The 25,282-nt window shown below is 35.0% G+C and carries 19 protein-coding genes and 1 pseudogene; 7 read left to right on the forward strand and 13 right to left on the reverse strand.

Annotation, left to right across the window (positions count from 1 at the left end):
- Positions 1-6: 6 nt before the first annotated feature.
- From clpB to ABWU32_RS02755, 7 genes and pseudogenes are all read right to left on the reverse strand, one after another.
- Positions 7-2,568 (reverse strand): ATP-dependent chaperone ClpB, encoded by a 2,562-nt coding sequence (gene clpB / locus ABWU32_RS02725; RefSeq protein WP_353278769.1) that lies wholly within the window; start codon positions 2,566-2,568, stop codon positions 7-9.
- Between the two features lie 969 nt (positions 2,569-3,537).
- Positions 3,538-3,783: pseudogene (locus tag ABWU32_RS02730) on the reverse strand (PD-(D/E)XK nuclease family transposase); the annotation flags it as partial.
- Between the two features lie 62 nt (positions 3,784-3,845).
- On the reverse strand, positions 3,846-5,675 hold the full coding sequence (typA, locus tag ABWU32_RS02735; protein WP_015588882.1) for a translational GTPase TypA: 1,830 nt from the start codon (positions 5,673-5,675) through the stop codon (positions 3,846-3,848).
- A 97-nt stretch (positions 5,676-5,772) separates the two neighbouring features.
- Complete coding sequence (pyrE, locus tag ABWU32_RS02740; RefSeq protein WP_015588881.1) at positions 5,773-6,369, reverse strand: orotate phosphoribosyltransferase; 597 nt, start codon at positions 6,367-6,369, stop codon at positions 5,773-5,775.
- Between the two features lie 3 nt (positions 6,370-6,372).
- Entirely contained in the window at positions 6,373-7,557 is a 1,185-nt protein-coding gene (locus ABWU32_RS02745; RefSeq protein WP_015588880.1) for a dicarboxylate/amino acid:cation symporter, read from the reverse strand.
- A 198-nt stretch (positions 7,558-7,755) separates the two neighbouring features.
- Positions 7,756-9,081 (reverse strand): dihydroorotase, encoded by a 1,326-nt coding sequence (locus ABWU32_RS02750; RefSeq protein ID WP_141456873.1) that lies wholly within the window; start codon positions 9,079-9,081, stop codon positions 7,756-7,758.
- Between the two features lie 114 nt (positions 9,082-9,195).
- The gene (locus ABWU32_RS02755) at positions 9,196-10,437 is read right to left on the reverse strand and encodes a hypothetical protein (protein ID WP_353278772.1); all 1,242 of its coding nucleotides are present in this window, start codon (positions 10,435-10,437) and stop codon (positions 9,196-9,198) included.
- Positions 10,438-10,749: 312 nt separating this feature from the next.
- Here ABWU32_RS02755 and ABWU32_RS02760 point away from each other — a divergent pair, with 312 nt between their 5' ends.
- The 3 genes from ABWU32_RS02760 to secF all read left to right on the forward strand — a co-directional run bounded on the left by ABWU32_RS02760 (position 10,750) and on the right by secF (position 16,012).
- Positions 10,750-12,702: a heme lyase CcmF/NrfE family subunit gene (locus ABWU32_RS02760; protein WP_174516769.1), complete on the forward strand. Its 1,953-nt coding sequence runs from the start codon at positions 10,750-10,752 to the stop codon at positions 12,700-12,702.
- A gap of 173 nt (positions 12,703-12,875) precedes the next feature.
- Positions 12,876-14,930: a hypothetical protein gene (locus ABWU32_RS02765; protein ID WP_174516768.1), complete on the forward strand. Its 2,055-nt coding sequence runs from the start codon at positions 12,876-12,878 to the stop codon at positions 14,928-14,930.
- Positions 14,931-15,136: 206 nt separating this feature from the next.
- Positions 15,137-16,012, forward strand: coding sequence for a protein translocase subunit SecF (gene secF / locus ABWU32_RS02770; protein ID WP_141456869.1), 876 nt, complete (start codon positions 15,137-15,139; stop codon positions 16,010-16,012).
- A 6-nt stretch (positions 16,013-16,018) separates the two neighbouring features.
- On the opposite strand, the gene ABWU32_RS02775 is transcribed toward secF, so the two are convergent.
- Positions 16,019-16,522 carry a TIGR02281 family clan AA aspartic protease gene (locus ABWU32_RS02775; protein ID WP_015588875.1) on the reverse strand — a complete coding sequence of 168 codons (504 nt, stop codon included), beginning with the start codon at positions 16,520-16,522 and terminating at the stop codon, positions 16,019-16,021.
- A 134-nt stretch (positions 16,523-16,656) separates the two neighbouring features.
- Here ABWU32_RS02775 and yidC point away from each other — a divergent pair, with 134 nt between their 5' ends.
- The 3 genes from yidC to nusB are packed head-to-tail and all read left to right on the forward strand — an operon-like array spanning position 16,657 to position 19,254.
- A complete protein-coding gene (gene yidC / locus ABWU32_RS02780) occupies positions 16,657-18,366 on the forward strand; it encodes a membrane protein insertase YidC (protein WP_353278774.1) in 1,710 nt (569 codons plus the stop codon).
- Positions 18,344-18,772 (forward strand): 6,7-dimethyl-8-ribityllumazine synthase, encoded by a 429-nt coding sequence (locus tag ABWU32_RS02785; RefSeq protein ID WP_353278776.1) that lies wholly within the window; start codon positions 18,344-18,346, stop codon positions 18,770-18,772. The genes yidC and ABWU32_RS02785 overlap by 23 nt, the downstream gene beginning before the upstream one ends.
- Positions 18,772-19,254, forward strand: a complete 483-nt coding sequence (gene nusB / locus ABWU32_RS02790; RefSeq protein ID WP_015588872.1) for a transcription antitermination factor NusB — start codon at positions 18,772-18,774, stop codon at positions 19,252-19,254. The genes ABWU32_RS02785 and nusB overlap by 1 nt, the downstream gene beginning before the upstream one ends.
- 118 nt (positions 19,255-19,372) lie before the next feature.
- Here nusB and ABWU32_RS02795 read toward each other — a convergent pair whose 3' ends face one another.
- The 4 genes from ABWU32_RS02795 to yihA all read right to left on the reverse strand — a co-directional run bounded on the left by ABWU32_RS02795 (position 19,373) and on the right by yihA (position 22,453).
- Entirely contained in the window at positions 19,373-20,011 is a 639-nt protein-coding gene (locus ABWU32_RS02795; RefSeq protein WP_353278778.1) for a hypothetical protein, read from the reverse strand.
- 78 nt (positions 20,012-20,089) lie between these two features.
- The gene (gene dut, locus ABWU32_RS02800) at positions 20,090-20,551 is read right to left on the reverse strand and encodes a dUTP diphosphatase (RefSeq protein WP_015588870.1); all 462 of its coding nucleotides are present in this window, start codon (positions 20,549-20,551) and stop codon (positions 20,090-20,092) included.
- A 392-nt stretch (positions 20,552-20,943) separates the two neighbouring features.
- Positions 20,944-21,855 (reverse strand): acetylglutamate kinase, encoded by a 912-nt coding sequence (gene argB / locus ABWU32_RS02810; protein ID WP_015588869.1) that lies wholly within the window; start codon positions 21,853-21,855, stop codon positions 20,944-20,946.
- Between the two features lie 4 nt (positions 21,856-21,859).
- Positions 21,860-22,453, reverse strand: a complete 594-nt coding sequence (gene yihA, locus ABWU32_RS02815; protein ID WP_015588868.1) for a ribosome biogenesis GTP-binding protein YihA/YsxC — start codon at positions 22,451-22,453, stop codon at positions 21,860-21,862.
- A 98-nt stretch (positions 22,454-22,551) separates the two neighbouring features.
- On the opposite strand from yihA, the gene prfA reads away from it, so the two are divergent.
- Positions 22,552-23,631 (forward strand): peptide chain release factor 1, encoded by a 1,080-nt coding sequence (gene prfA, locus ABWU32_RS02820; RefSeq protein ID WP_353278780.1) that lies wholly within the window; start codon positions 22,552-22,554, stop codon positions 23,629-23,631.
- Positions 23,632-23,658: 27 nt separating this feature from the next.
- On the opposite strand, the gene ABWU32_RS02825 is transcribed toward prfA, so the two are convergent.
- On the reverse strand, positions 23,659-24,822 hold the full coding sequence (locus ABWU32_RS02825; protein WP_010962461.1) for a multidrug effflux MFS transporter: 1,164 nt from the start codon (positions 24,820-24,822) through the stop codon (positions 23,659-23,661).
- Positions 24,823-25,282: the final 460 nt, after the last annotated feature.

A 25,282-nucleotide genomic window follows, 5' to 3' on the forward strand; every position in this document is an offset into this window, starting at 1 on the left:
GTGAACTTAAACCTTTTTAACTAAGATTTCATTATCAAGAGCGTACACTATTAGCTCATCATTTTCTACTACTTCCCCTGATAAAACTAATTTAGCTAAATTATTTTGAATACACTCTTGTATAACCCTTTTTAAGGGCCTTGCTCCATATTCAGGGTCATAGCCAGTTTGTGCTATTAGTTCTTTAGCTTCCTGCGACAAACTTATACCCAGTTTACGCTTAGCAAGTGTTTTTTGTAAATAAGAAAATTGAACATCTATAATTTTATAGATGTCATCTCTGGTTAAACTGTGAAATATAATAATTTCATCCAGCCTGTTTAAAAATTCTGGACGAAATGTTGATTTAACTATTTGCATCACTTCATTTCTTACAGAATCAACATTCCCTTTTAGCATTATCTCAGCGCCAAGGTTAGAAGTTAAAATCAGTATGGTGTTGCGAAAATCAATTAATTTACCATGACTATCAGTGAGTCTCCCCTCATCCAAGATCTGTAGCAATAGATTAAATATATCTGGATTTGCTTTCTCGATTTCATCAAACAGAATAACCTGATATGGCCTTCTTCTTACCGCTTCAGTTAATCTGCCACCTTGTTCATAGCCAACATACCCTGGAGGCGCGCCAATTAGCTTTGAAACAGAATGTTTTTCCATATATTCTGACATATCAAAACGCAGAAGCGCTGATTGATCGTCAAACAGAAATTCAGCTAAGGCTTTCGCAAGTTCGGTTTTACCAACCCCGGTTGAGCCTAAGAATAAGAATGAACCAAAAGGTCGATTAGTATCTTGCACCCCAGAGCGGGAGCGCCTAACTGCATTACTTATCGCTTCTATTGCATCTTTCTGCCCTATTACTCTTCTTCCTATTTCATTCTCCATGTTGAGAAGTTTTTCCTTTTCGCTGTGCATCATGTTATCAACTGGAATTCCTGTCCACTTTGAAACAATGTTTGCAATATCATCTCCAGTCACTTCTTTCTTTAAGAAACTATCAGTAACCTTTTCCTGATTTTTTAATTCATTCTCAAGCTGAGGAATCACACCATACATCAGCTCTCCTGCTCTTCCCAAATTCCCACTACGCTGAACTAATTCCAACTCTTTTCTAGCGTTATCTAATTTTTCGGCTGTTTCTTGTATTCTAGCTATTTTATTCTTTTCCATCTGCCATTTGCTGTTCAAGTCAGCAAATTTACTGTTTAGATTTTCGATCTCTTCATTTATCTTTTTTAAACGCTGTTTAGAATTTTCATCACTTTCTTTTTTTAAAGCCTCTGCTTCAATCTTTAGCTGTATAACCTTTCTCTCAAGTTCATCAATAACTTCAGGCTTGCTATCCATTTCAATTCTCACCCTGCTTGCTGCTTCATCAATCAAATCAATTGCTTTATCAGGTAAAAACCTATCTGTTATATATCTATTGGACAACGTTGCAGCAGCAATTATTGCACCATCTGTAATTCTTATACCATGATGCACCTCATATCTTTCCTTCAAACCCCTGAGTATTGAAATGGTATCAGTTTCAGTTGGTTGAGAGATAAACACAGGCTGAAAACGCCTTGCAAGTGCAGGATCTTTTTCTATATGCTGACGATATTCATCTAAAGTTGTGGCTCCTATACAGCGAATTTCTCCACGCGCAAGAGCAGGCTTCAGCAGATTCGAGGCATCCATTGCACCACTTGTTGCTCCTGCTCCAACTAAAGTGTGCAATTCATCGATGAATAATATAATTTTTCCCTCCGCTCTCGAAATCTCATTAATCACTGCTTTTAACCTTTCCTCAAACTCTCCTCTAAACTTAGTGCCAGCAATTAGTGCTCCAAGATCCAAAGCTAAGACCTTTGCATCATGCAAACCAAGTGGCACATCGTTTGCAACAATTCTATTTGCAAGCCCCTCAACTATTGCAGTTTTTCCAACACCAGGTTCACCGATCAGCACTGGATTATTTTTTGTCCGCCTCAGTGATACCTGCATAGTTCTTCTGATCTCTTCATCACGACCAATTACAGGATCAAGCTTTCCTTGCATAGCAAGCTCTGTAACATCTTTTGTATATTTCTTTGCCGCGTTTAATTTTTCCTCACTGTTTGGCGAGTCCGCACTGCTGCCTTGTCTCATTTCTGCAATAACTGAGTTCAGTTTTTGTAGAGTCACACCATTCTCTGCCAGAATTTTGCCTACAGTATCATCTTTTTGTGCAGTGAGGCCCTGTAGTAAACGCTCAACAGCAACAAATGAATCTTTATTTCTTCTTGCAATACCAATTGAATCTTCAAAAACTTTTGCTATTTCTCTTGAAAGTTGAAGGCCACCACTTCCTGGACCTTCAATTACTGGCAACTTTTTTATTGCGCTATCCACAGCATCAGAAATACTTTGCACACTTCCACCACAAGCGTTTATCAAATCCTGAACTAAACCTGATTCATCTTCAAGCATCACTTTTAGTAAATGCTCAGGCATAAAAATCTGATGCCCAGCTCCCAACGCTTTCATTTGAGCACTTTGAATTAGACTTTTTGCTTTTTCGGTAAATTTATTTAAGTCCATAACACCAGTTAAATTCGTATTTGCTGATGTATATAACAACTGATTTCATAAATTTAAACCTAAAGTTGTTTATTGTTAGGTATGAAATTTAAAACTTTCTTAAAAAAGGAACTATCATAGTAACCATACAAATATCTTGTATCTCAAGACCTTTGGTTTTTGTTGCTGAAAATGGTTGTATTATTTAAGTTATTAACAATATACAATACTAAGTTAATGTAATTTATTTGGAGATGACAGGAAAATTTATTGTAACTTTATATTCTAAATAGAATAAAGTTCTTTTGTTAGTATTGTCCTTTTTGTAAAAAATATTCCTAATTTCTTCATCATTTCTGTGGGTAAGGTCATCTGCTTCTCTACCTCAAGTGGTTAACAAAGTTTCTTGTCACGAGGGACCAAATGGAAATCTGCTCGTTTTCACGCGAATTAATGTTACAAATTCTATACATTTCGTTACAAAATGGCATTCGCTTTCTCCATTATCCTTTACCTGCATTTTCATCAGCGTTCCTTGCGGTTTGCTTGCCATATAGGCGGAAATACAGGCTTACCCTGTTCCTTCTGTCATACAACAGTGGGTTAGGTGACTTCTCTATACCGGTGATTTGCGTACATCCAGAAATGAAAAATGTCACATTACCTTTTGGTCGGAGCTTATCAGCATCTTTAGCTCTTTAATCGTTACGATACTTATGAAGCTTCACTTACGTTCACCATACCACTAAGCCTAGCTCTCCAACCACATGATGCTTGTAGTTTATGCTCCTTTCACGATTGAGCATCTTCTTTTTCAAGAGGAGGTTCATTGTCCGCATCGCTTGGCACCAACCGGTTACCCGATTCGCACTGATGCGTAGACTCAGATGGCAAAACATCTGGTTTAATAAGTTTTAGAACTCTTTTAGTTTCTTTCTGAAGGAATTCCTCTCCTTTTAAACAATATGACCTAAGACTTTCAGGTCGCACCATTTCAATAATTAGCTGGGTTCCAGCAGAATCAGTACAGAAAACATCAACAATACTTTGTTTTTTAGAGGCAATCTCAGCATCCATGATAGTGCTGAGAAATTCTATTTCTTCTATTTCATCTTTGCCAGCGAAGCCCAATATATCATTGAGAAAGTGAATGAGAATATCTTTATTTTTCTCAGTGCCAAATATTCTCTTGAACGCGAAATTGTTTTTTGGATCGAGAAATTTCGAAAAGGCCATAATTAAATACAATTAGGAGACGAATAATTATACACTATTTTTCGCAAATGTTCAACCTCTGATTACTCCTTATTCTTTGCCCTTCCTGCACGCTTACGTTCATTTGGATCAAGGAATTTCTTGCGTAAACGTATAGATTTTGGAGTTACTTCCACCAATTCATCATCATCTATATACGCTATCATATCCTCCAGTGTCATTATCTTTGGTGGAGTGAGCTTTATAGCTTCATCACTACCTGAAGCTCTTACGTTTGTTAATTGCTTACCCTTTAACACATTTATCTCCAAATCATTGTCACGGCTATGCTGGCCGACAACCATGCCACAATATACCTTATCCTGTGGCTTAATAAACATAATTCCCCTGTCTTGCAAATTGAAAATTGCATATGCCACAGCCTCACCCTTATCTGTAGAAATTAAAACTCCATTGCGCCTTCCAGAAATTGGACCTCTATGTGGAGCATAACTGTGAAATAAACGGTTAATTATGCCTGTGCCACGAGAATCAGTTAAAAACTCTCCTTGATAACCGATTAATCCTCTTGATGGCACTAAAAACGTTAATCTTGTCCTGCCATTACCAGAAGGTCTCATGTCAGTTACTTCACCTTTACGGAAGCTGAGTTTTTCCATGATGATTCCACTATATTCATCATCTACATCAATTACTACTTCCTCTATAGGTTCAAGTTTTTTACCGCCTTCTTCTTTAAATAACACGCGAGGGCGTGATACCGAAAGCTCAAAACCTTCTCTCCTCATATTTTCAATTAACACTCCAAGCTGTAACTCACCACGCCCACCTACTTCAAATGCTTCACCGCTTGGTGCCAAAGTCACAGTAATTGCAACATTTGTTTCTGCTTCCGCATATAAACGATCCTTTATAGCAGTTGAAGTAAGCTTTGTACCTTCTTGCCCAGCAAAAGGTGAATCATTAACGCTCAGAGTAATCGCCATTGTTGGCGGATCAACTGGAGTTGAGCTTACTGCAGTTGTAACTTCTGGTGCTGCTATAGTATCTGAAACCGAAGCTTCCTCAAGTCCTGCAATTGCAATTATGTCTCCCGCCACAGCTTGTTCTACTGGAATGCGTTTCAAGCCAGAAAATGAGAGCAACTTAGTTAATCTTCCTCGTTCAATTACTTTGCCATCGAGGTCAAGCACCTTAAGATCTGAATTAACTTGTGCAACACCCTGATAAACCTTTCCTGTCAATATTCTGCCAAGAAACTTATCAGACTCAAGTAGAGTGACCAACATAGCAAAAGGTGCATTTTGATCATAAACAGAAGGTTTTATATAATCTATAACCGTTGAAAATAATGGGCTTAAATCTTTTCTTTCATCAGAAAGCTCCTTAGCACACCAACCATTTCTACCTGAAGCATACAACACTGGAAAATCTAGCTGCTCGTTGGTTGCATCAAGGTTAAAAAATAACTCATATATTTCATTTAGTACTTCATCAATTCTGCTGTCTGGTCGATCAACCTTATTGATTATCACAATTGGCTTCAAATTTGCTTTTAGTGCTTTTGAGAGCACAAATTTTGTTTGTGGCATTGGACCTTCTGCAGCATCAACCAGCAGCAACACACCATCTGCCATGCACAATACCCTTTCCACTTCCCCACCAAAGTCCGCGTGCCCTGGCGTATCAATAATATTGATCTTTTCATCGCCCCACATTATTGATGTGCACTTTGCAAGTATTGTAATTCCGCGCTCACGTTCTTGGTCGCCACTATCCATAACTCGCTCTTGAACTTCTTGATTCTCACGAAACGTGCCACTTTGTTTTAACATGTTATCGAGTAAAGTAGTTTTCCCGTGGTCAACGTGTGCGATTATTGCTATATTTCGGATCGATTTAAATTCGTTCATTTTCTATCATTTCAAAATTAATTTAGTAATAAGTATACATAAAATACACTTAGAGTAAATAACTAAAGCTGTGCTGTGCTTCCAAGATATTATAGGATTACTTTGTTAAATATTCTCTACTCCCAGGTTTTGTTATGGGTAGTTGTTTTAATTCACTTGGAAGTTCTTCCTCGCTGTAGTTTTTGATGTTCAGTTCAATCAAAGATATGACAGGAAAAGGCAGTTTCGTTTCACTATTTCTCTTTATCAAAGAAGCTTCAGCAACAACTTTACCTCCTTCCCCTTCTGCACATTCCACTGCTTCAAGCGAAGATTTACCTGTGGTTATCACATCCTCAATAAGTAATATTTTTTCACCTTTTTTAATTTCAAATCCACGGCGTAATTCAAACTTGCCATTAACGCGCTCGCAAAACATTGTCTTTATTCCAAGCTGCCTGCCAATCTCATAACCCACAATTATTCCACCAATTGCAGGAGATAATATTAAATCTATGGAGCTATTTAATTCTTTTTTTATTTTATCTGCTAATAATGCGCAAACTTTCATGGCTCTGCTTGGATTTTCAAAAATCTTCGCACACTGTATGTATGTGCCACTATGCAGTCCGGATGATAAAACAAAATGCCCATGCAAAATTGCTTCTGCTTCTTTAAATTCTTTTATTATTAGGTTATTTTCGTCTAATATCATTTTTTAAGTTTCACTATTACATTCTTTATTAATTATCTGAGTTATGCAAATATCAGACCACACATTTATTGCAGTTTCAAACATATCGATGATTGTATAAATAGGCAAAATCAGTCCCATAATATGCAAAGGAACATTCATCGATACGAGATAACTGGTTGCCATAAAATAGCACCCCATAGGCACTCCAGCGTTACCAATTGCAGCCCCTGTAGCTAAAAAAATCCATATCAACATTTCGCTCAAGGAAAATGCGTATCCGTTCATTTCTGCAACAAACATTACAGTGATTAGTATAAATGCAGCACATGCATTCATATTAATTGTTGTGCATATTGGTAAAATAAAAGACGACAATTTCTTTGGCACCTTTAGCTTGTTCTGCACACATTCTATAGTTGTTGGCAATGTTGCACTGGATGATTTAGAGAAAAATGCGAGCGTCAACGCTGGCATAACCCCCCTTAGCGTTTGAATTGGTGATATGCCTTTATACCACATAAGTAGCGGTAAGATCAGAAATGCCTGCACAAAATTTGCAGACATTATGCAAACAAAATACCATAAAAGATTGTAGAACTCGCTACCACCTTTTAATTCATGCAAAAAACATGTAATAAAAGACCAAACAGCAAGCGGAATAAATTTTAATAACCCTTGAGCAATTTTAAGTAGTGTATCAAAAAGTGCAGAGAATATTTGATGTAATATATCCTGCTTTTCTTTTGAAAGTGAAATAATAGCTCCGCCCATCAAAAAAGCGATTAATATACTACCAATAATGTTATTCTCAAGAAAGACTTGCACAAAATTAGAAGGAATGAGTGATTTTAAATATGAAAAATAACTGTGGTTATTGCTGTTAACACTCCCTATTGTATTACTTATGAAATTTTTTCTTGCTGGATCTATTAACAAATAAAACGATAATGCAACAAACGCAGCTATAATAGTTGTAAGCAGCGTATAAAATAGTGTTTTCTTAACTAAGGTTTTAATTTCAATTGAGTCTTTGAGTCCTGAAATTGTGGAAACTATAGATAGAAAAACTAAAGGTAAACTTATTAATTTCAACAAACTAACAAATATGTCACTAAATAGCTTTGCTATTTCAAATATAACTTCGTTGTTTAAATAGTAAGCAACTATTGCAAGCAGTATAGAAAAAAGTATTGCAAACTTGTGCATTGAAAATAAAACTTCAAAGTAACATTATACAATAATTTTGCTGTTTTGGAATCAGATTGATAGACAAAATAACTTTACAGATTAGGGAAAGATAAGAGGATGTGTTTATTCGGAGACAGTGTAAGATTTCTTAATTTAAATTTAGGTGCACTTAGCCCATTCTGGTGATAACAAATTGGAATAGATAAGATATGATAACTAACTCTTCTGCGAGTATATAGTTTTGCCGGACACAACAGTACGTACTACGTGTCCTTTTACTTTGCGACCATCGAAAGGAGAATTCTTTGATTTACTAGCAAAGTTGTCAGTTTTAATTTCCCATTCATGATTGAGGTCAACTAAAATTAAGTCTGCAGCAAGGTTTTTTTGTATACGACCACGTGGTATGTGTATTATATCTGCAGGCTTATATGTCAATTTTGCGAGCACATCAAGTAGACCCATTTGCCCACTGTGATAGAGTTCAAGTGAAAGGGGCAGCATTGTTTCAAGGCCAACAATACCAAATGCAGCATTTTCAAGTGGCAGATCTTTAGAACTACGATCATGCGGAGCATGATCGGTTGCAATGCAATCAATCACACCTGTCTTTAAACCTTCAACCATAGCTAAACGATCTTCTTCAGTGCGAAGTGGCGGGTTCATTTTTGCAATTGCCCCATGTTGTTTTACTATATCTTCAGTCAAAGTGAAGTGATGAGGGGTTACTTCGCACGTAACATTTAATCCCAAATCTTTTGCACGTTTAATAGCATCAAGTGAATCTTTTGAAGAGACATGTAGAATATGGTAGTGCACATTCTCCATATCTTTCATGAGCAGTATATCGCGACTTACCATAACCGATTCTGACGCACTTAAGATCCCCTTTACTCCCAATTCTTCAGAAATTTTACCTTCGTTGATTGCACCACCTGCTGATAAATTTAAATCTTCTGCATGTTGAGCAATAGGAACACCCAGCATACTTGAATAAAGCAGCGCCTGTCTCATAATCATTGGGTTCATAACTGGCATGCCATCATCAGTGAACCCAACCGCACCTGCTTCCTTTAAAAGTGCCATTTCAGTCAACTTTTCTTCCGAAGTGGTGATTTTAGCGTAAAATTCAACGTTTACATGTGAAGTTTCAAGTGCTCTATATTTCAAATATTTAGCCAAAACAACGCTATCAATTGCTGGAATAGTGTTTGGCTGACAAACTACAGTTGTAACGCCTCCTGCAGCTGCAGATTTGCTACCTGTATATATAGTTTCTTTATGTTCCTGCCCTGGTTCACGAAAATGTACGTGAATGTCAATAAGGCCTGGCATTAGAACAAGCCCTTTACAGTCTATTGTTTCATCGACCCCACTTGTTGAAAATAATGATTCGCCAAAATCAACAATTTTATCCCCTTCAGTCAATAGCGAACCTTTTATATCAAGTTTAGTTTCCGGGTCGATAATACGAGCATTAGTATACGCAATTTTATAGCCTTCCTTTTGCCCTGTTTGTAACAAATTCCAAGTCTGTGTCATTATATTTGAGTATCGATTATGCAATAAATCTAAAGTTTTTTTAATAAAACACAACCAAATTAAAACACAGACTAAGAGCTGTCTTGAATTAAAATTATCCCAAAAACCCCGCCCTTATAACCTAGTTAGCTCAGTTTTAACGTTAATGTGTGAAACTCTTAGCTCTGTTGGAGGATTTTCCAGTTGAATATCTAGCTCATTCTGCATGTTCGATAAACAAATTAAAGCTGAATCAAAATCTTCATCGAACTGTTTTGCTTCATGTATACCATCGATTATTTCCTCTAATTCTTCCACATCATCCATTTCTTGCGGCGCACTTTTTAATATCGCTTTTATTTGGTTTAAGTTTTGACGAATTTTCTCCTGATATCCAACAATTCTCTCTTGATATATGTCAATCATTTTTTGACATGCGTTGCCTCTAAATGGATGTTCTTTTTTCTCTTTTATGTAAGAATTTTGAAAGTCTTTACAGTTAAGGATTGCTTCTCTATGTTTTTTTATGTCATTAATTGCGCTGATTATCGACTTATCTATTTTCTTTAAATTTTCTTCCCGTTCTTCTCTTTTAATTATACTTTTGGATTCATTTTTTATCTGGTTCATTTTGTCATACAGGTTTCTGCATCCTTTGTAAGATACCATTGGTTGTAATATTCCTTCTTTTACACCTTTATTGTAAAAATTCTTCAACTCATCACTTGATAGTATTGTTATAGCATCTTCCCTTTTACCTTGTGATTTAGGATACTTTTTATTCAATGAACTAACATGATTTAACAAGAAATCTTTAACTAGCTCTTCCTTTTTAACTTCAGCTAATTTTTCTAGTGTTTCTATATATTTTAGAACTTCCGCAAAGAGCTGTCCACCAGATGGAGCAAATCCTTGAAGTGGTTTACTCTGAGCTTTATAAAAATCGGTTTGTAAAAAATCTTCAGCTTGTTTTTTTATTACTGAAAGTTCATTAAAGGCTTTTTCTGGATTGATTTTTCTCAAAATACTAATAGCTTCTCTAATCGCTTTTTCTCTCTTTTTATCACCTTGTTTTTCATTTAATATTAGACGTTCAGCTTTGGTAAAAGCATCACTGCGATCACTCTTTGCAATGTTACAAACGATGCTTTTTACAACTTTTTCGGTTGCTGCATAATCTATTTCTTTTGCAAAGCAGTCAACAAATGATTGCCAAACTTTTTTATTAACAAGCTTACTTGTCTTATTTTCAAAATCTTCTATATCTTTGAATCCTAAAATAGTATAGAGATTTTTTTCGATTATTGGTTCGGCATGTTGTTTTGCCACTTTACCTTTTATATTGAATGGAAATTTACTAATCTTAGTTGTACCCACAATGTTACCTCAATATTAACGCTATCTATAAAAGTATAAAGATTTAATATTTAATTTTTAACTAATACTAGCACAGCTAACTATGGGAGCATTATGCTATAGCTGACCCAAGAAAGATTTCCCTACGTCATACCGCGATTCATTCGCGGTATAGATTCCGCTAACGAGTAGCGGAATGACGAATTTGTTGTTTTTCAAATTGTAGGTAAACCTAAGCCACTTTAGCTATAGCATCAATAGCAAGTGTCAATTAACACTTTAACTTCTTACTTGTCATCAGTAATATTGTTTATATAAAAACTATAATTTTTTATGCCTGAACTTGGGAATATATTGCTATTGCTAGCCTGCTTATTGTCTTTGACATATTTGTTTTTACCGCTTAGTTCTTGTCGGTTTATTACCACTGCCATATTTTTTTGTGTATCAACATCAATGGCTATTTTGATCTACTGCCACATTACAAATGATTTCTCACTCGAAAACGTATACTACCACTCACACACAACAAAACCTTTGATCTACAAGATTTGTGGTGTTTGGGGAAATAAAGAAGGATCTATGTTGCTTTGGACCTTAGTGCTTACCTTTTACCTATTTCTGATGGGTATTTTTATTGATAACGGCAGTAAATTGAAGAAAGTATCCTTGATCACCCAAGGCTTGATTTGCTTTTGTTTTTTACTGTTCACTTTACTTGAATCCAGCCCCTTCACTAAAATGCCAGGCATTGAAACAGATGGACTGGGTTTTAATCCGATATTGCAAGATATAGGCCTTGCTATTCATCCACCGATATTATATTTGGGGTACCTTGGGTTTAGCGTTCCTTTTTCGCTCTCTATAGCTGGATTAATTGCAAAAGTTGAAGGAAATGTTTGGGCTAAAATTGTCAGGCCTTGGGTACTTATTTCTTGGTCGCTGCTCACTTTGGGCATCAGCTTGGGTAGCTGGTGGGCATATCGCGAACTTGGGTGGGGTGGATTTTGGTTTTGGGATCCAGTGGAAAACGTTTCTTTGATGCCGTGGCTAATTGCAGTAACGCTGACACATTTGTTGCTCGTGGTACGGAATTTCAATGTTTTAAAGAACTTTGCTATTTTACTTACGCTTACAACTTTTATATTGAGTGTGACTGGAACATTTCTAGTCCGCTCAGGAATACTCACCTCAGTGCACACGTTTGCAGATGACCCAAGGTATGGACTGTATATATTAGCGCTACTTGGTGTAATTACAGTCAGTAGCTTAGTAATATTTGTAGTGTTTACGAGAAAAAATCACACATCTGCAATGTCATTCCAGTGCGTGACACTGGAATCTGAAAAGAAACTTGCTACTCAAGTGACAGAGGGTAGAAGACTCTTTTCACGCCTTACGATGATGCTGATGAACAATTTATTATTCATCACTGCCTTTTTCATTGTGTTCGTTGGCACTTTATACCCTACAGTGCTCGAATATTTAACCGGTGAATTAATTTCAGTTGGAGCACCATATTACAATTCTTTATTTAATCCTATTGCACTGGCTATTCTAGCCCTCACGATAATTGGGCAATACTGCAGTTGGCAGGGAAATAGTCTATTGCCAATATTCCGCGAATATAGATTTTCATTCTGCAGTGCTGCAGCTATTTTGCCGTTTATCTTTCACATGGAGCTAATAATTGTGCTATCAATTACTATCTCCATAGCATTATTAATCTTTGTTTTAGAAGCATACAGTAAAAGAATTCGTTTATTTAAGAGCGAATCAATTTTATTAGCAAAAAAAGTTTCTAAATCCTACTATGCAATGATGGCAGCTCATGCTGGAGTGGCAATTCTAGTGCTTGGTATAGCATATTCGGTTGGTTGGCAGGAGAAAAAAGAAAATTACTTAAAAATAGGGGATAGCATAACAGTCAATAAGTTTAAAGTTACTTTACGAAATATTGAGCTAATAAAAGAAAAAAATTTCCATGCAGTGAGGGGTACAATGGATATCAGGAATTTGCTGAATAATAAGATATTAGGTGAGATAACCCCTGAATATAGATTTTACCTTGTGGAAGGTCAGAAAAATGTTGAAAGCAGTATCTACCACAATTTATTTTCTGATATTTATGTTGTAATTGGAGAAATTGATAAGAGTAAGAGCAAAATTGCAGCTAAAGTGCACTATAAACCTGGAATGTCTATAATCTGGTTTGGATCCTTTCTTATCGCTTTTGGTTCGCTCCTTGCTGCTTTTCCTTTTAGTGGACGAGCAAGGATTGTCTAGCTGTCGTGGATTTATTAACAACGCTCCTAGGTCCAGAGTGCAACGTATGAGAAATTACCGAGCTATAGATACTGATTTGCAAAGGTTAGAACCAAAGAAAGTTATATTTTTTTATTGACAGACCTATATATTACGATATTCACTAAGGGATTAGTGAGTAATGGTTATACAATATGAATGGTGGGGTATCAGGCAAGGAAAAAGTTATACGCACTCCTTTCGATTTTAAGGAGCCTTACAGCGATTGGCGTCAAATTTTTAAACGTCCTAATCAACAGTATAACCCTTCCAACTATGATTCGTCGAGCGAAATAAATGAACACGATATAGAAACTCAAAAGATTGAAGAAGGTGATGGCCATGATTCAGGTATTAGTTCCGATGATGAGGATGACCGGACAACTTATACAGCAGTACAATTAACTAATGATTCTCTTGATAGCCAAAGATATACAGGAATATGCATTCCAACACCAACTGATGGTTGGGTAGGTGAAAATAATCATCAGACTGGTTTATCAGGTAATTTGCCAAACGGAAGTAATAATCCACAAATTTTTGAAAGTACTGATTCAGTACAGCTAGATAATATTGTTTTTAGCAATCTAATTCAGCTTTCCTTGATTAGTCAAGAGCATAATTCTACCTGCAATGATCATGTAATTTGTGATTCAGGTCACAATTCTGACGATGAGGATCAGTTTAAACTGTTGTACGAAAAGGAGAAAATAGAAGCACAAAATAATCAAAAATATACAGAAAATGTATGTAATCCAACAAATGGTGGTTTGTTAGGTGAAAGTGATAATCAACAGATTTCTGAAGATACAGAAATAACTTCTGATTGTAATCCAGATGATTCAGATCCAAAAGGGAATGAGGGCTATGGTTTAGATGGTTCTTGTGAAAGTAAAGAAAATTTGACAAAGGGCGCTGACGGTAGTAATCAGACTTTTGAAGGTGAACAGAAAAGCTCAGAATTTCCGAAAGTTGACAATTGGTCAGATAGTGATGGGAACTCAGAAGATAGTTCGGACTCAAAAAAGGGTTCGTACTATAGTTCAGGTAATCTTGATTCAATGGAGTTAACAGATGATTTGGATTCAGAAAATGATCGGGACCTAGAAGATGATAATCCTTTTCTAAAAGACTCACTTTTTATGAAACTAAAAATGTCGTTAACTCAAAGTAAACAGGATCTGATTGATAAATGCTGTGGGGAGGTGAGAGGTATAACAGAACAAAATGAACAAAAAGATATAAAAAATACTCCAGAAAGTATTAAGTGCATAGTAGCTAAATACTTAGAAAAAGAAGTAATGTTAAATTTAAAATGTAGTTGTTGTAACAAAACTGTAACAAATACAGTATTTGAAGAAATAAAAGATCTTACTAGTGGTAGTCATATAAGTAACAGAAGTAACACTTTTGTATTTGATAACTTTCCCTATCAAAGTAAAGATAAAAACTGTAACAAAGAAAGTAAAGGTCAAAACTGTAACAAAAAAAATGAAGTGTCCGAAGAGGACATTATCAAAAGCATTGTTAGTAATTTATTGTTAGAAGGTGGGAAAGTAAAACGCCATAATTTTTTCGATGGGAATGAGTTTGAGCAGATAGTTACTTGTAATGGATTTGATGATGGTCTTTCTGAGAAATGTAAGGAAATTGAAAGCAAGCTAAAAGGTTTAGCATATGAAAGTATTGTAAACAAAAGCAAGCAGACTCAAAATGTATTAGGAGTAGACAAGGATAATAGATATTTTTGTATAGAGTACTCGCAAGATAGTATTGTTGAAGTTGCAGAAATCCTAAACAATGAAAAAGCCAAAGACTTAAATTTAAGAGTTGGCATACTCAAAATTGGAGAAAGTATAGTAAGAGTTGAAAATGTAGAAGAAATAGGGGGAAAAAGAAATTACATGGATGTCTCAAAAGGTGGTATTGAAATGTCTTTTACTACTGAGGTAGGAGAGATAAGTATTTATCTAAGTCCTAGTGAGAAAGGCAGCAATAAAATAAAAGTGGAGATTGATGGGGAAAACAGAGCAAGGTTTAATGAGTTAAAAAATAGGGGAAAAAGTTTAGGGGAAAACTGTCTTTTAGGAGGAAAAAGTGTTGAGGAAGCTATAGAGCATGAAAGTTTTGAAAGATATGGCAGTGTACCTAACACTGCTATGAAGGAACCTAGCTTAGGTTGCGTTGCTAACATAGCAAGGGGGGGATAAGCTTGCAGAGATAAAATGATGGGCCAAATTGGCAGTATTTTGCTCTTGTAATGTACTTCAAAATTGCAAAGTTTGCACTAGATAGAACTTAATTGACAGACAAGAATAACTGACAGAAAAATTTACATAGTCAAACAATCACAAAATAAACTAGTGAACTTTTTGAAAAGTATATAGAATTCAAATTATTACTTTAATTAAAGAAGATGGCACTTAGACTCATTCCAGATAACCTCGATATCAAGTTTAGTAAATATAGGGATTTGACTGCATTAATTAGCATTGTTCTTATCATCTTTTCAATATTCACTGTTGTGCTGCGTGGAGTGAACTTAGGCATAGACTTTGCAGGCGGGATTTTGATAGAGATAAAATCTTCAGATGAGAATCACTCTATTCTCGATGCATTAAAAGAAAATGGTTTTACAGTGCAAAGTTCAAAAGCGGGTGATAATTTAGTCATGCGTTTTAAAGATGAAGGAGATGAAGATAAAATCAAAAAGATAAAAAGCATACTAGAAGAAAAGCTGGGGAGCTCAATAAGCTATCGTAAAATAGACTATGTTGGCCCACAAATAAGCTCAACACAAATATTTGAAGGAATGTTATCCATGTTGATCGCGATTGTTGGAATATTTTTTTACGTTTGGTTTAGATTTAATTGGCAATGTGGATTCAGTGGAATAACAGCACTGATTCATGACGTGATTTTAACTGTTGGTTTTATTAGCCTAACTGGCATTGAGTTTAATATTTCATCAGTTGCAGCTCTCCTTACTGTCATTGGTTATTCAATCAATAACTCAGTAATTATATATGATCGGATTCGAGAGTATCGCAGGAGTGGTAAAAGTGGGCGGATGAGTGAGGTAGTAGATGCAAGTATCAACACTACATTATTTCGCACTATATTAACTTCTGGTACAACCCTTCTTGCTGCTCTTCCTTTGGTATTAATCTGCACAGATGCAGTGAGAGACTTCAGCTTGATCATTTTTTTTGGTATTTTGATTGGCACTTGTTCTGCAATATTTATTTCTGCTCCTATATTGACCTACAGAGCTTTGATAAGTAGATTGTAGAAGTGTTTAGTCGCGGTATAATATCAACTTATTATCTCTTATAGTGAAATGAAAATACCTTAAAAAGCTCATTCCAAGTAGTGAATGAGACATAGAATGAGTGTTAACGCTTGCCTGTACATCATTAATCAAAAAATTTCCTATTTTAACTTGAGGTATTTGGACCACTCCAGCTTTTATTTGACCTTTCGCAGTTTCATATATTTTAAAATCCTGAACGTTTTGTAAGTTAATACCAGCATGTAATGCGTCTTTTTGTGATAGAACAATATCGGTTGCTCCAGTATCAAGCAAAAACGTTATATTGCTATCATTGACTTGAGCCTGAATATAAAAGTGTCCATCGTATGATTTCGTAAATTCGATACTTCCACTATTTTGAATTCTTCCTTTATATGGTAAAAAAGTACTGAGAAATCTGTCGCTTAATTTGTCCCTTTGTGAATCAATAAGCATTGCAGTAGTGGCTATTATTAGTAACCAAATAACTAGATTTTTTACCGCGTTCATATTGTTAAAATTTGAAGCTATTAAAATAAATTTTAAAGATTAGCGTTAAAAGTTATTATTAAAAATAAGTAAATTTCATTGTTTTAGTACAATATTTAGTATACACTTTAAGAAGATATGTTTGATTTAATTTCATGTCAGAAGCAAAAAGTTTAATTTTGGCAGCTATCCTTTCCATGTTAATCATGGTGTCTTGGCGTATTATTTATGATAATTTTTTTAGTACAAACCAAAACCAGCCATTGATTGAAAATATTGAACATATCGAATCTTTTAACGACCTTGCTCCTATAATATACCAAAATCGTTCTGAAATTATTAATTCTACTCGAGAACAGAGGGTTAGTTTAACCAATAACATGATTAAAGGATCAATTTCTCTGAAAGGTGCAAGGTTTGATGACTTAATTTTAACTAATTACCACTTAGAACCGAATTCTTCTTCTCCACAAGTGGTGTTACTGTCACCTGCAGAATCAAAAGATGTATATTTCGCAGAATTTGGGTGGCTCGATCCGAATAACAAGATTAAAGTTCCAGATTCTAAGGCAGTTTGGCAAGCAGAGAAACTCAATCAAAAAGAGGTCAATTTATTTTGGGATAATGAAAATGGCATTGTGTTTAAAATGAAAATTAGCCTTGACGATAACTACATGTTTAAAATTGAGCAGATTGTTGAAAATAACACAAAAGATAATGTAGTTTTGGTTCCTTATGGTAAAATTAACCGTAAACGTGACAATATCAACGAATCTTATTGGATATCCCATGAAGGAGTACTGGGTGCATTTGATAATAAACTGGAGGAGTGGACGTATAAGGATATCTCCAAGAAACATTTAATAAAAGCAAATACAAGTGAAAAAAATTGGTTTGGTTTTGCTGATAAATACTGGCTCACAGCCATCATACCTGAAAAATCTGATAAAATAAATGTAAGCATTAAACATACTAACGCTAATGATATTGATAAATTTCAAGTAGATTTTGTTAAGTCTTATAAGAGTATACTTCCTGGTGCAAGCACTTCTAATGTGAATTATTTTTTTGCTGGAGCAAAAAAGTTGAATTTACTGGATTCTTATAAGGATACTCTCAATATACCTTTGTTTGATAAAGCTGTAGATTTTGGTGTTCTTTACTTTATAACTAAACCAGTGTTTTTACTGCTTGAATACTTTAACTTCGTTTTAAAGAATTTTGGCTTAGCAATATTATTGCTGACTTTAGTAATCAAACTTTTGATGCTTCCCTTATCTAATAGATCATATGTTTCAATATTCAAGGTGAAAAGCTTGCAGCCTGAGCTAACTCGTGTAAAAGAGTTGTATAAAAATGACAGCTTAAAGCAGCATAAAGAGACAATTGCATTGTTTAAGAGAAACAACGTAAATCCAATGTCGAGCATTTTTCCCATGCTAATACAAATACCGGTATTTTTTGCTCTATATAAAGTATTATTTGTTACTATAGAGATGAGGCATGCTCCTTTTTTTTTATGGATTAAGGATCTTTCAGCTCCTGACCCAACGAACATCTTTACATTATTTGGGTTGTTTAATTATAACTTTCCTATTTCTATAGGCATTTTACCTATAATTTTCGGTGCCACCATGATAATTCAGCAGAAGCTAAGTGAGAAAGATCAAACCAGTAAAGATGATATTCAAGTAAATGTTATGAAGTTTTTACCTTACATTTCTGTCTTTATTTTTTCTTCTTTTCCTGCCGGCCTGGTAATATATTGGATATTTAGTAATATTATAACTCTAATTCAACAATCATTAATAAAGTTGTTTTTAACAAAAAAAGTGGTAGTAAATGTCGAGAGTACTAATAGTTAATTCGATTTATTATACTGAAATAGCGAACCTTTTGCTTGAAGGTGCAATTGATAAATTAAAAGGCAGTAATGCCAGTTACGATGTAGTTGAGGTTCCTGGTACATTTGAGATACCAGCTACAATTCTTTTTGCAGTCAAGAGTGGGCATACTAATTATGATGGTTATTTAGCTCTTGGGTGCGTAATTCGCGGTGAAACCGATCATTATCAATATGTTTGTAAAGGAGTAATTGAAGGCTTAAATGCAGTTGTTATGCATTATGCAATGCCCCTTGGTATGGGCGTAATTACCGCTGACAGCAAAGATAAAGCACTAGTTAGAGCTGATAAAAACAAAAAGAACGTTGGTGGCCATGCAGCCTCAACTGTTTTGCATATGATAGATTTACACAATAAATTAAAATAATGGAGGAAAAACCAGTAGATAAAAAGTGGCGCATAAAAAGAAGCACGGCAAGATTTCTTGCTGTACAAATTGCTTATTCAAATATTTTCGTAGGTTACAACAAAAGCACTTTTAAACTGGGAAATTGTGAGCTTAAGGACTACATAAATAAGTTGAAAGATATATTTGAATGTGAAGAATTTGAACATCAGTTCTTAGAAAACTTGTTATATAAGGTTATAAAAAGCAGTGAAGAATATGATAAAATAATAGAGTCTTATTTACACCCAAGTTGGTCCCTTTCACGGTTAAATCTTATAAGCTTATCTATTTTGCGTGTTGCAATATGTGAGTTAGCTAATTGTGATACGCCAGTTCCAGTTGTCATTAATGAATATACTAACATTGCATCTGATTTACTTGATAAACCAAGCGAAATTGGTTTTATTAATGGGTTATTGGATAAGGCAAAAGATGCAGTTAAATTAAATAAAAATCCTTAGCAGCTTCTCACAACTATATAAAAGTTTATTTTTTAAGGCAATTCCCATTGAGTAACTGACACTAAAAAATAAAGAGGCAGACTTAGCCTGCCTCTTTTACTTCACTTGGCCATACTGTCTATTTTCCTTGTTGTTGAGAAGCAACTTGTTCAACAATAAGCGAGCCTAAATAAGTGTTAACTCCTTTATTCTCATTTTTGTTTAAACCTAATGTTTTATTCCATTCTGTTTTATCTACTGTCTCGAACTTACCTTCTTTGTTTTTCACTTCTAGTGAATTTATACCTAAGAATACAGTATCACCAAACTCCGCTTTACCATCACCAATTTCACCAGTAACATAGTAATTTTTGCCTTCTAAGCTGAAGTTTATACGATATTTATCTTTTATAACCTCACCTTTTTCATTCTTGTTTTGGTTATTTGCTTTTATATCTTCATGCACTTTTTTTGTTACTTGTAACATTACTGTACCATCCTTAATAGCAATCTTCGGAGCTTTCAACTCAGATGTTTTATTGTTTTTGCTGATAGCGTATATTGCTAGACTAGTTAGTGCAACAGCAACAATTGCTAATATACCGATTCCAAGTGGTGTAGCTGCAAAAGCTGCAAGTGGAGTAAGCATGCAAGTTGAAGACACCCAATATGGTGCTGAAAGTGCTATTGCTGCGCCTATGACATACAAAGAAGTAAGTGCAACAAGTGCAGTATTTGTTTTGTGAAATTGACCACAGTGATTTTGAAAAGTTAGCATAAACGACCTCGTTTAATAAAATATTAATATGCTTAAATTGTGTATAAAAAAATTGTCATAGTCAAGCTTTTTCGTAAGTTACCTACCACTTGAGCCAAAGCCCCCTGCATTGCGACCGGTTTCTTCTGTGCAGAACTCTTCTCTGTCATCCCAAATTACCTGAGATACCGGAGAAATAAGGATTTGTGCGATTCTATCTCCTCTTTTTATTTCGTATGGTTGATTACTTAGATTAATTAGGCAAATTTTAACCTCACCTCGATAATCAGAGTCTATAGTGCCCGGAGAGTTTAAGACAGTGATTCCATGTTTTGCAGCAAGACCAGAACGTGGGCGTACTTGCCCCTCAAAACCGTTTGGTATTGCAATCACAATTCCAGTTGGAATAAGTAATCTCTCAAGTGGATTTAAAACAGCAGAGTCATTCAATGCAGCATAAAGATCCATACCAGCACTCTGCGTAGTTGCATAACATGGAAGAGACAAGTCTTCTCCGTGTGATAATCTTTTTATTTCTACTTTAATTTTACTTCTTTGCACTCCAATTTACCATCTATGAAGACTCAATTATAGCATGTAAATTGTATCTGCAAAAGTGATAAATGTAAATGATGTCATTCCAGCGCGTGACGCTAGGCCATAAAATTCCTTGACAAGTTCAGTGCTCCTTTTTTTGTCATCCCAGTGCCCCTATGATGTCATTCCAGTCTGGAATCTAGTCCTTATTATGCAGCCACTTGGTTGAAATTAAGTCTTCTGGATCCCAGTGTCTGGGCACTGGGATGACACCCTGACAACCGTCATCCCGCTACTTGTTAGCGGGATCTAGAGATACCGCGAATGAATCGCGGTATGACGTAGATTGCTGTCATTCCAGTGTCAGCTACTTGAATGACACCCTCTTGGTATTCGTGTAGTTGTAAGCAGTATAGCTATAAATCACTCACAATCGATATGCTTGCATTACTCTCAGTAAATAAATCAAGCATAATGTTAGGTATTCTACCATCAACTATGTGAACAACTCCAGCACATTCCTCCGCCATTTTAACGTATGCCATAAGCCTTTCAATAAATTTTTCCCCTTTAATTTTCCCACAATCAATCGATGCATTTAAATTTTTAACAGATATCTTCCTGCCACCAATTTTATCTATTTCTTCATCTGTGTCACTCAAGATTATCATTTTAGATGCAGAAACTGCGATTGCGATTGCGCTTGCAGTGCTATCGGCATCAATATGATATGTTTCCCCATCTTTTCCATGACCAATTGGTGCAATAACTGGTATAAAATCTGATTCTTCAATAAAAAATAATATATCAGGATTGATTTCAGTGGGTCTACCGATGAACCCCATGTCTAATATCTTTTCGATATTATTTGATCTATCTTCTCTAAGCGTAGCGGTTATTTTTTCGGCTTTAATTAAGTTACCATCTTTTCCACATAATCCAATAGCTGAACCACCAGCAGAATTTATATACTGAACAATTTTTTTATTAACTGAACCACACAGTGCCATTTCAATGATTTTCATAGTGTCTTTGTCTGTAAGTCTGATACCATTCACAAACTTACTGTCCATACCCAGCATTTTTAACACCGAGTTAATTTCATATTCTCCGTCATGAATTATTACCGGATTTATACCAAGCTGCTTCAACAAGACAACATTATGCACAAAAGTATTAAATAGTGTTTCATCTAAGATTATTGTACCACCGCATTTAATGACAAAAGTCTCGCCTACAAAGCTAGGTATGTTAGATAGCACTTCAAGTAATATTTCTGCTTTTTGTTCAAATGATACCTCACCCTTTAAAAATTCGCTACTCTTCATTTTTTTATCTTGTAAACTTGAAAAACTCATCTCTTACCTTGGTTATTTTATGCTTAACACGGATGCTCATTTGATGAATTGACACATTCTCATTATTAATCCATTTTTGAATATCTTCTATAACAGCACCTAAGCTTTTTTGACTTACTTTATCTATTTTTGTTAGCACAATGTTAAAGTTAATGTTATTATATATTAACCAATAAATGAAGTCTTTGTCTATTTCTTTTAATCCTACCTTGCTATCTATCAACACAAACACTCTTCTTAGATTTCTTCTTTGAATTAGATAATACTCAATTAAGTTTAAATATTGTATAATTTCCTCCTTACCTGCATGAGAATAACCATACCCTGGCAGGTCAACAAGCCTGAACTTATCATTGTACATAGAGTAAAAATTTATTTGTCTAGTGCATCCAGGTTTAGAGGAAACTCTGGCAGCTTTTTTGCTGTTTATCAGTAAGTTAATCAGACTGGATTTTCCTACATTTGATCTACCAGCAAACGCAATCTCTGGAGCCGATTCATCTGGTAATGTTTTTATGTCCGAAGCTCCAAATATGAAATTGCAGTTTGATGTTATCTGTTTTGCCATTATATTCAACTAGAAGGTAGTAGGTATATTATAGTGTTATTGCTTGATATAAGAAATTTTTTATTTCAGTATATATTACTTAGCTAGATCTGTGCTATATGGATATGGAAAATAATTTACAAGACTTAAAGAAAAAATTTAATGATATAGAGAGGAATTTGGAAAATCCTACCAATTTAAGTCAAAAAGAATTCATTACCCTTTCAAAGGAATACTCTGAGCTCAGGCCAATAATCAAGATAATTGATGAATATAACACGCTGAAAGAGGAAATTTCAGACTTAGAAGAAATAATGAAAGATGAAAACAGCGAAGGTGATATAAAAGAGTTAGCAAAAGAAGAATTTTTCGAAAAGCAGAAGGTATTATTACCAAAAATAAAAGCAAAATTAAAGTTAGCATTACTGCCCAAAGATAAAGATGACTCAAGAAATGCAATATTAGAAATTAGAGCAGGTACAGGCGGAGAAGAAGCAGCATTATTTGCAGCAATGTTATTTCGTATGTATCAAAAATATGCAGAAAGAAGAAATTGGAAGTTCGAGCCAATAAGCATTTCTAATACAGGTATAGGTGGCTATAAGGAAGCTTCTGCACTCATTAATGGAACAGAAGTTTTTGCAAGGTTGAAATTTGAATCAGGGGTGCACAGAGTACAGAGAGTGCCAGAAACTGAATCCTCAGGAAGGTTGCATACCTCTGCCGCTACTGTTGCGATATTACCTGAAGTAGAAGAAGTTGACTTTAAAATAGAAGAAAAAGACTTACGAATAGATGTTTATAGATCCAGTGGTCCTGGAGGGCAATCAGTGAATACAACTGACAGCGCAGTAAGGGTCACCCACTTGCCAACAGGGATAGTTGTGATACAGCAAGATGAAAAATCGCAGCATAAAAATAAAGCTAAAGCGCTCAAAGTATTGAGGGCAAGGCTATACGAAATTGAAAGACAAAAAAAAGAAATGGAAAGGTCAACAATGAGGAAAAGTCAGATTGGCTCTGGTGATCGTTCCGAGCGCATAAGAACATATAATTTCCCACAATCAAGAATAACAGACCACAGAATTAATCTAACTTCACATCGGCTAGAGCAGATTATAAAAGAAGGCGAACTAGATGAATTTATTGAGGCATTAATCTCACGTAATGAAGCAGAAAGATTGGCAGGGGAAAGTTAGCAGCCTACAATGGAATATCTTTATTAATTACATAGGATCTTTTAAACGCAATAGATAGACAGTAAAAACAAGTTCTAGTACTATCGCGGATAAAACAAGAACAGCTACACTAATTGTTTGACCATTGTAAATGTAGCTTGTTAAGCCGATAAAAATAGCCATGATAAAAGCTCTAATGAACGAGACTGCAGAAGAAGCTGTGCCTTTAATTTCAGGGAAAACATTTATTGATGCATTAAAAATCACTGGCTGGAAAATTGCACAACCGATAGAAAAAATAATCATAGACAGTGTTACTAAGTAGAAAGAGTGGGGTACAATTATACTGAATATTACAAGCAATAGAGACCCAATAGCACCCACGCTCGTACCAGAAATTACACACTTTATTGCTCCAAGTTTCTGCAAGATTTTGCCAGCAAATAGACTGATGAGTGAGAAGCACCCAACTATTGCACCTTGATGTAGTGCATAAATAGTGCTAGATAAACCAAAAGTCTTCATATACAGAAAAGGTCCACAAGTAATGAATGACATATACGCAGCAGAAAAGAGGCTTGACATCAAAGACAACGTAACAAACCTCGGATTAGATAGTAGTTTTCTGTAATCTTTCATCGTTTTTTTTAAACTGAAAATATCGCGGTTCTTTTTTGTTTCTGGTAACGCTAAAAGCAGCAAAACCCAAGAGATCAAACAAAGTATTGCAACAGTTGCATAATTACCACGCCATCCTACAATTTCATTGATGAAACTGCCTAACACTGGCGCAATTGCCATGACAACTGTAAGAACAGAATTCATGATTCCAATAAATTTCACCGCTTCGTCGCCTTTGTAGCTGTCTGCAACGATTGCAAACACAACTACAGATGTGCTAACACCAATGCCCTGAACAAAGCGAGAGATTAAAAGCCAAAAAATCGACGGTGCAAAAACACAACCAACAGCGCCGATTAATAACAAAGTGTTACCTATGATCATAATTCTCCTTCTGCCATAGCATTCAGACAATGGACCAAAAAACAACCCTCCTATGCAAAAGCCTAGGAAATTATAAGCAATAGTTAATTGAATTATGCCTTCCGGTACGTTAAAATAGTGCACCATATCAGGAAAACTAGGTACGGAAATGTCAATTTCAATGAACTTGGCAATGAGAGACAGGATTAACAGAAATGGTAGTAACATTTGAGATTTTTAATTAATGAATAAAAATATCACATTTAAAGCGTTGAAAGAAAACATTTTTTACTGTTATTAAAATGGTTAGAAACACCTCATGTGAAGGAATGGTGGATAAATTGGACACTAGGGTTAATTAAAGAAAAATATGACAACTATGTTAAAGCTCTTACTCTCTGTCCTAACTTTACTTATTTCCTCTTACTTTTTCAACAGTCCGTCTAAATTACTACAAGCAGTTTAATTTTTAGTAAATATGTCATTATTCAAAAATATGCAAGAAGCTTTATAGAAACTTAACATAATTTTATCATAAAAATGTCATTCTTAAGTCCTATGTAAAAACGAATTTTGGCACCAAGTGAATCTTTTTTAATTAACTATGAGCTGGATAAATTGGAAAATAAATTTTGTTTACTTTTACAATACCTTAAGATCTAATATAACTTTATCAGTCAAAAGTATC

This window comes from Wolbachia endosymbiont (group A) of Udea olivalis (assembly GCF_964028365.1).
Taxonomy (GTDB): domain Bacteria; phylum Pseudomonadota; class Alphaproteobacteria; order Rickettsiales; family Anaplasmataceae; genus Wolbachia; species Wolbachia pipientis.

What these genes read in the sequence shown, in the direction of transcription:
- ABWU32_RS02785 (WP_353278776.1), top strand. Translation starts at nt 18,344, where the DNA reads ATGTCGAGAGTACTAATAGTTAATTCGATTTATTATACTGAAATAGCG.
- ABWU32_RS02775 (WP_015588875.1), bottom strand. Translation starts at nt 16,522, where the DNA reads ATGAACGCGGTAAAAAATCTAGTTATTTGGTTACTAATAATAGCCACT.
- ABWU32_RS02760 (WP_174516769.1), top strand. Translation starts at nt 10,750, where the DNA reads ATGCCTGAACTTGGGAATATATTGCTATTGCTAGCCTGCTTATTGTCT.
- clpB (WP_353278769.1), bottom strand. Translation starts at nt 2,568, where the DNA reads ATGGACTTAAATAAATTTACCGAAAAAGCAAAAAGTCTAATTCAAAGT.
- ABWU32_RS02795 (WP_353278778.1), bottom strand. Translation starts at nt 20,011, where the DNA reads ATGCTAACTTTTCAAAATCACTGTGGTCAATTTCACAAAACAAATACT.
- pyrE (WP_015588881.1), bottom strand. Translation starts at nt 6,369, where the DNA reads ATGATATTAGACGAAAATAACCTAATAATAAAAGAATTTAAAGAAGCA.
- prfA (WP_353278780.1), top strand. Translation starts at nt 22,552, where the DNA reads ATGGATATGGAAAATAATTTACAAGACTTAAAGAAAAAATTTAATGAT.
- ABWU32_RS02765 (WP_174516768.1), top strand. Translation starts at nt 12,876, where the DNA reads ATGAATGGTGGGGTATCAGGCAAGGAAAAAGTTATACGCACTCCTTTC.
- argB (WP_015588869.1), bottom strand. Translation starts at nt 21,855, where the DNA reads ATGAAGAGTAGCGAATTTTTAAAGGGTGAGGTATCATTTGAACAAAAA.
- nusB (WP_015588872.1), top strand. Translation starts at nt 18,772, where the DNA reads ATGGAGGAAAAACCAGTAGATAAAAAGTGGCGCATAAAAAGAAGCACG.
- ABWU32_RS02825 (WP_010962461.1), bottom strand. Translation starts at nt 24,822, where the DNA reads ATGTTACTACCATTTCTGTTAATCCTGTCTCTCATTGCCAAGTTCATT.
- ABWU32_RS02745 (WP_015588880.1), bottom strand. Translation starts at nt 7,557, where the DNA reads ATGCACAAGTTTGCAATACTTTTTTCTATACTGCTTGCAATAGTTGCT.
- yihA (WP_015588868.1), bottom strand. Translation starts at nt 22,453, where the DNA reads ATGGCAAAACAGATAACATCAAACTGCAATTTCATATTTGGAGCTTCG.
- yidC (WP_353278774.1), top strand. Translation starts at nt 16,657, where the DNA reads ATGTCAGAAGCAAAAAGTTTAATTTTGGCAGCTATCCTTTCCATGTTA.
- ABWU32_RS02750 (WP_141456873.1), bottom strand. Translation starts at nt 9,081, where the DNA reads ATGACACAGACTTGGAATTTGTTACAAACAGGGCAAAAGGAAGGCTAT.
- secF (WP_141456869.1), top strand. Translation starts at nt 15,137, where the DNA reads ATGGCACTTAGACTCATTCCAGATAACCTCGATATCAAGTTTAGTAAA.
- typA (WP_015588882.1), bottom strand. Translation starts at nt 5,675, where the DNA reads ATGAACGAATTTAAATCGATCCGAAATATAGCAATAATCGCACACGTT.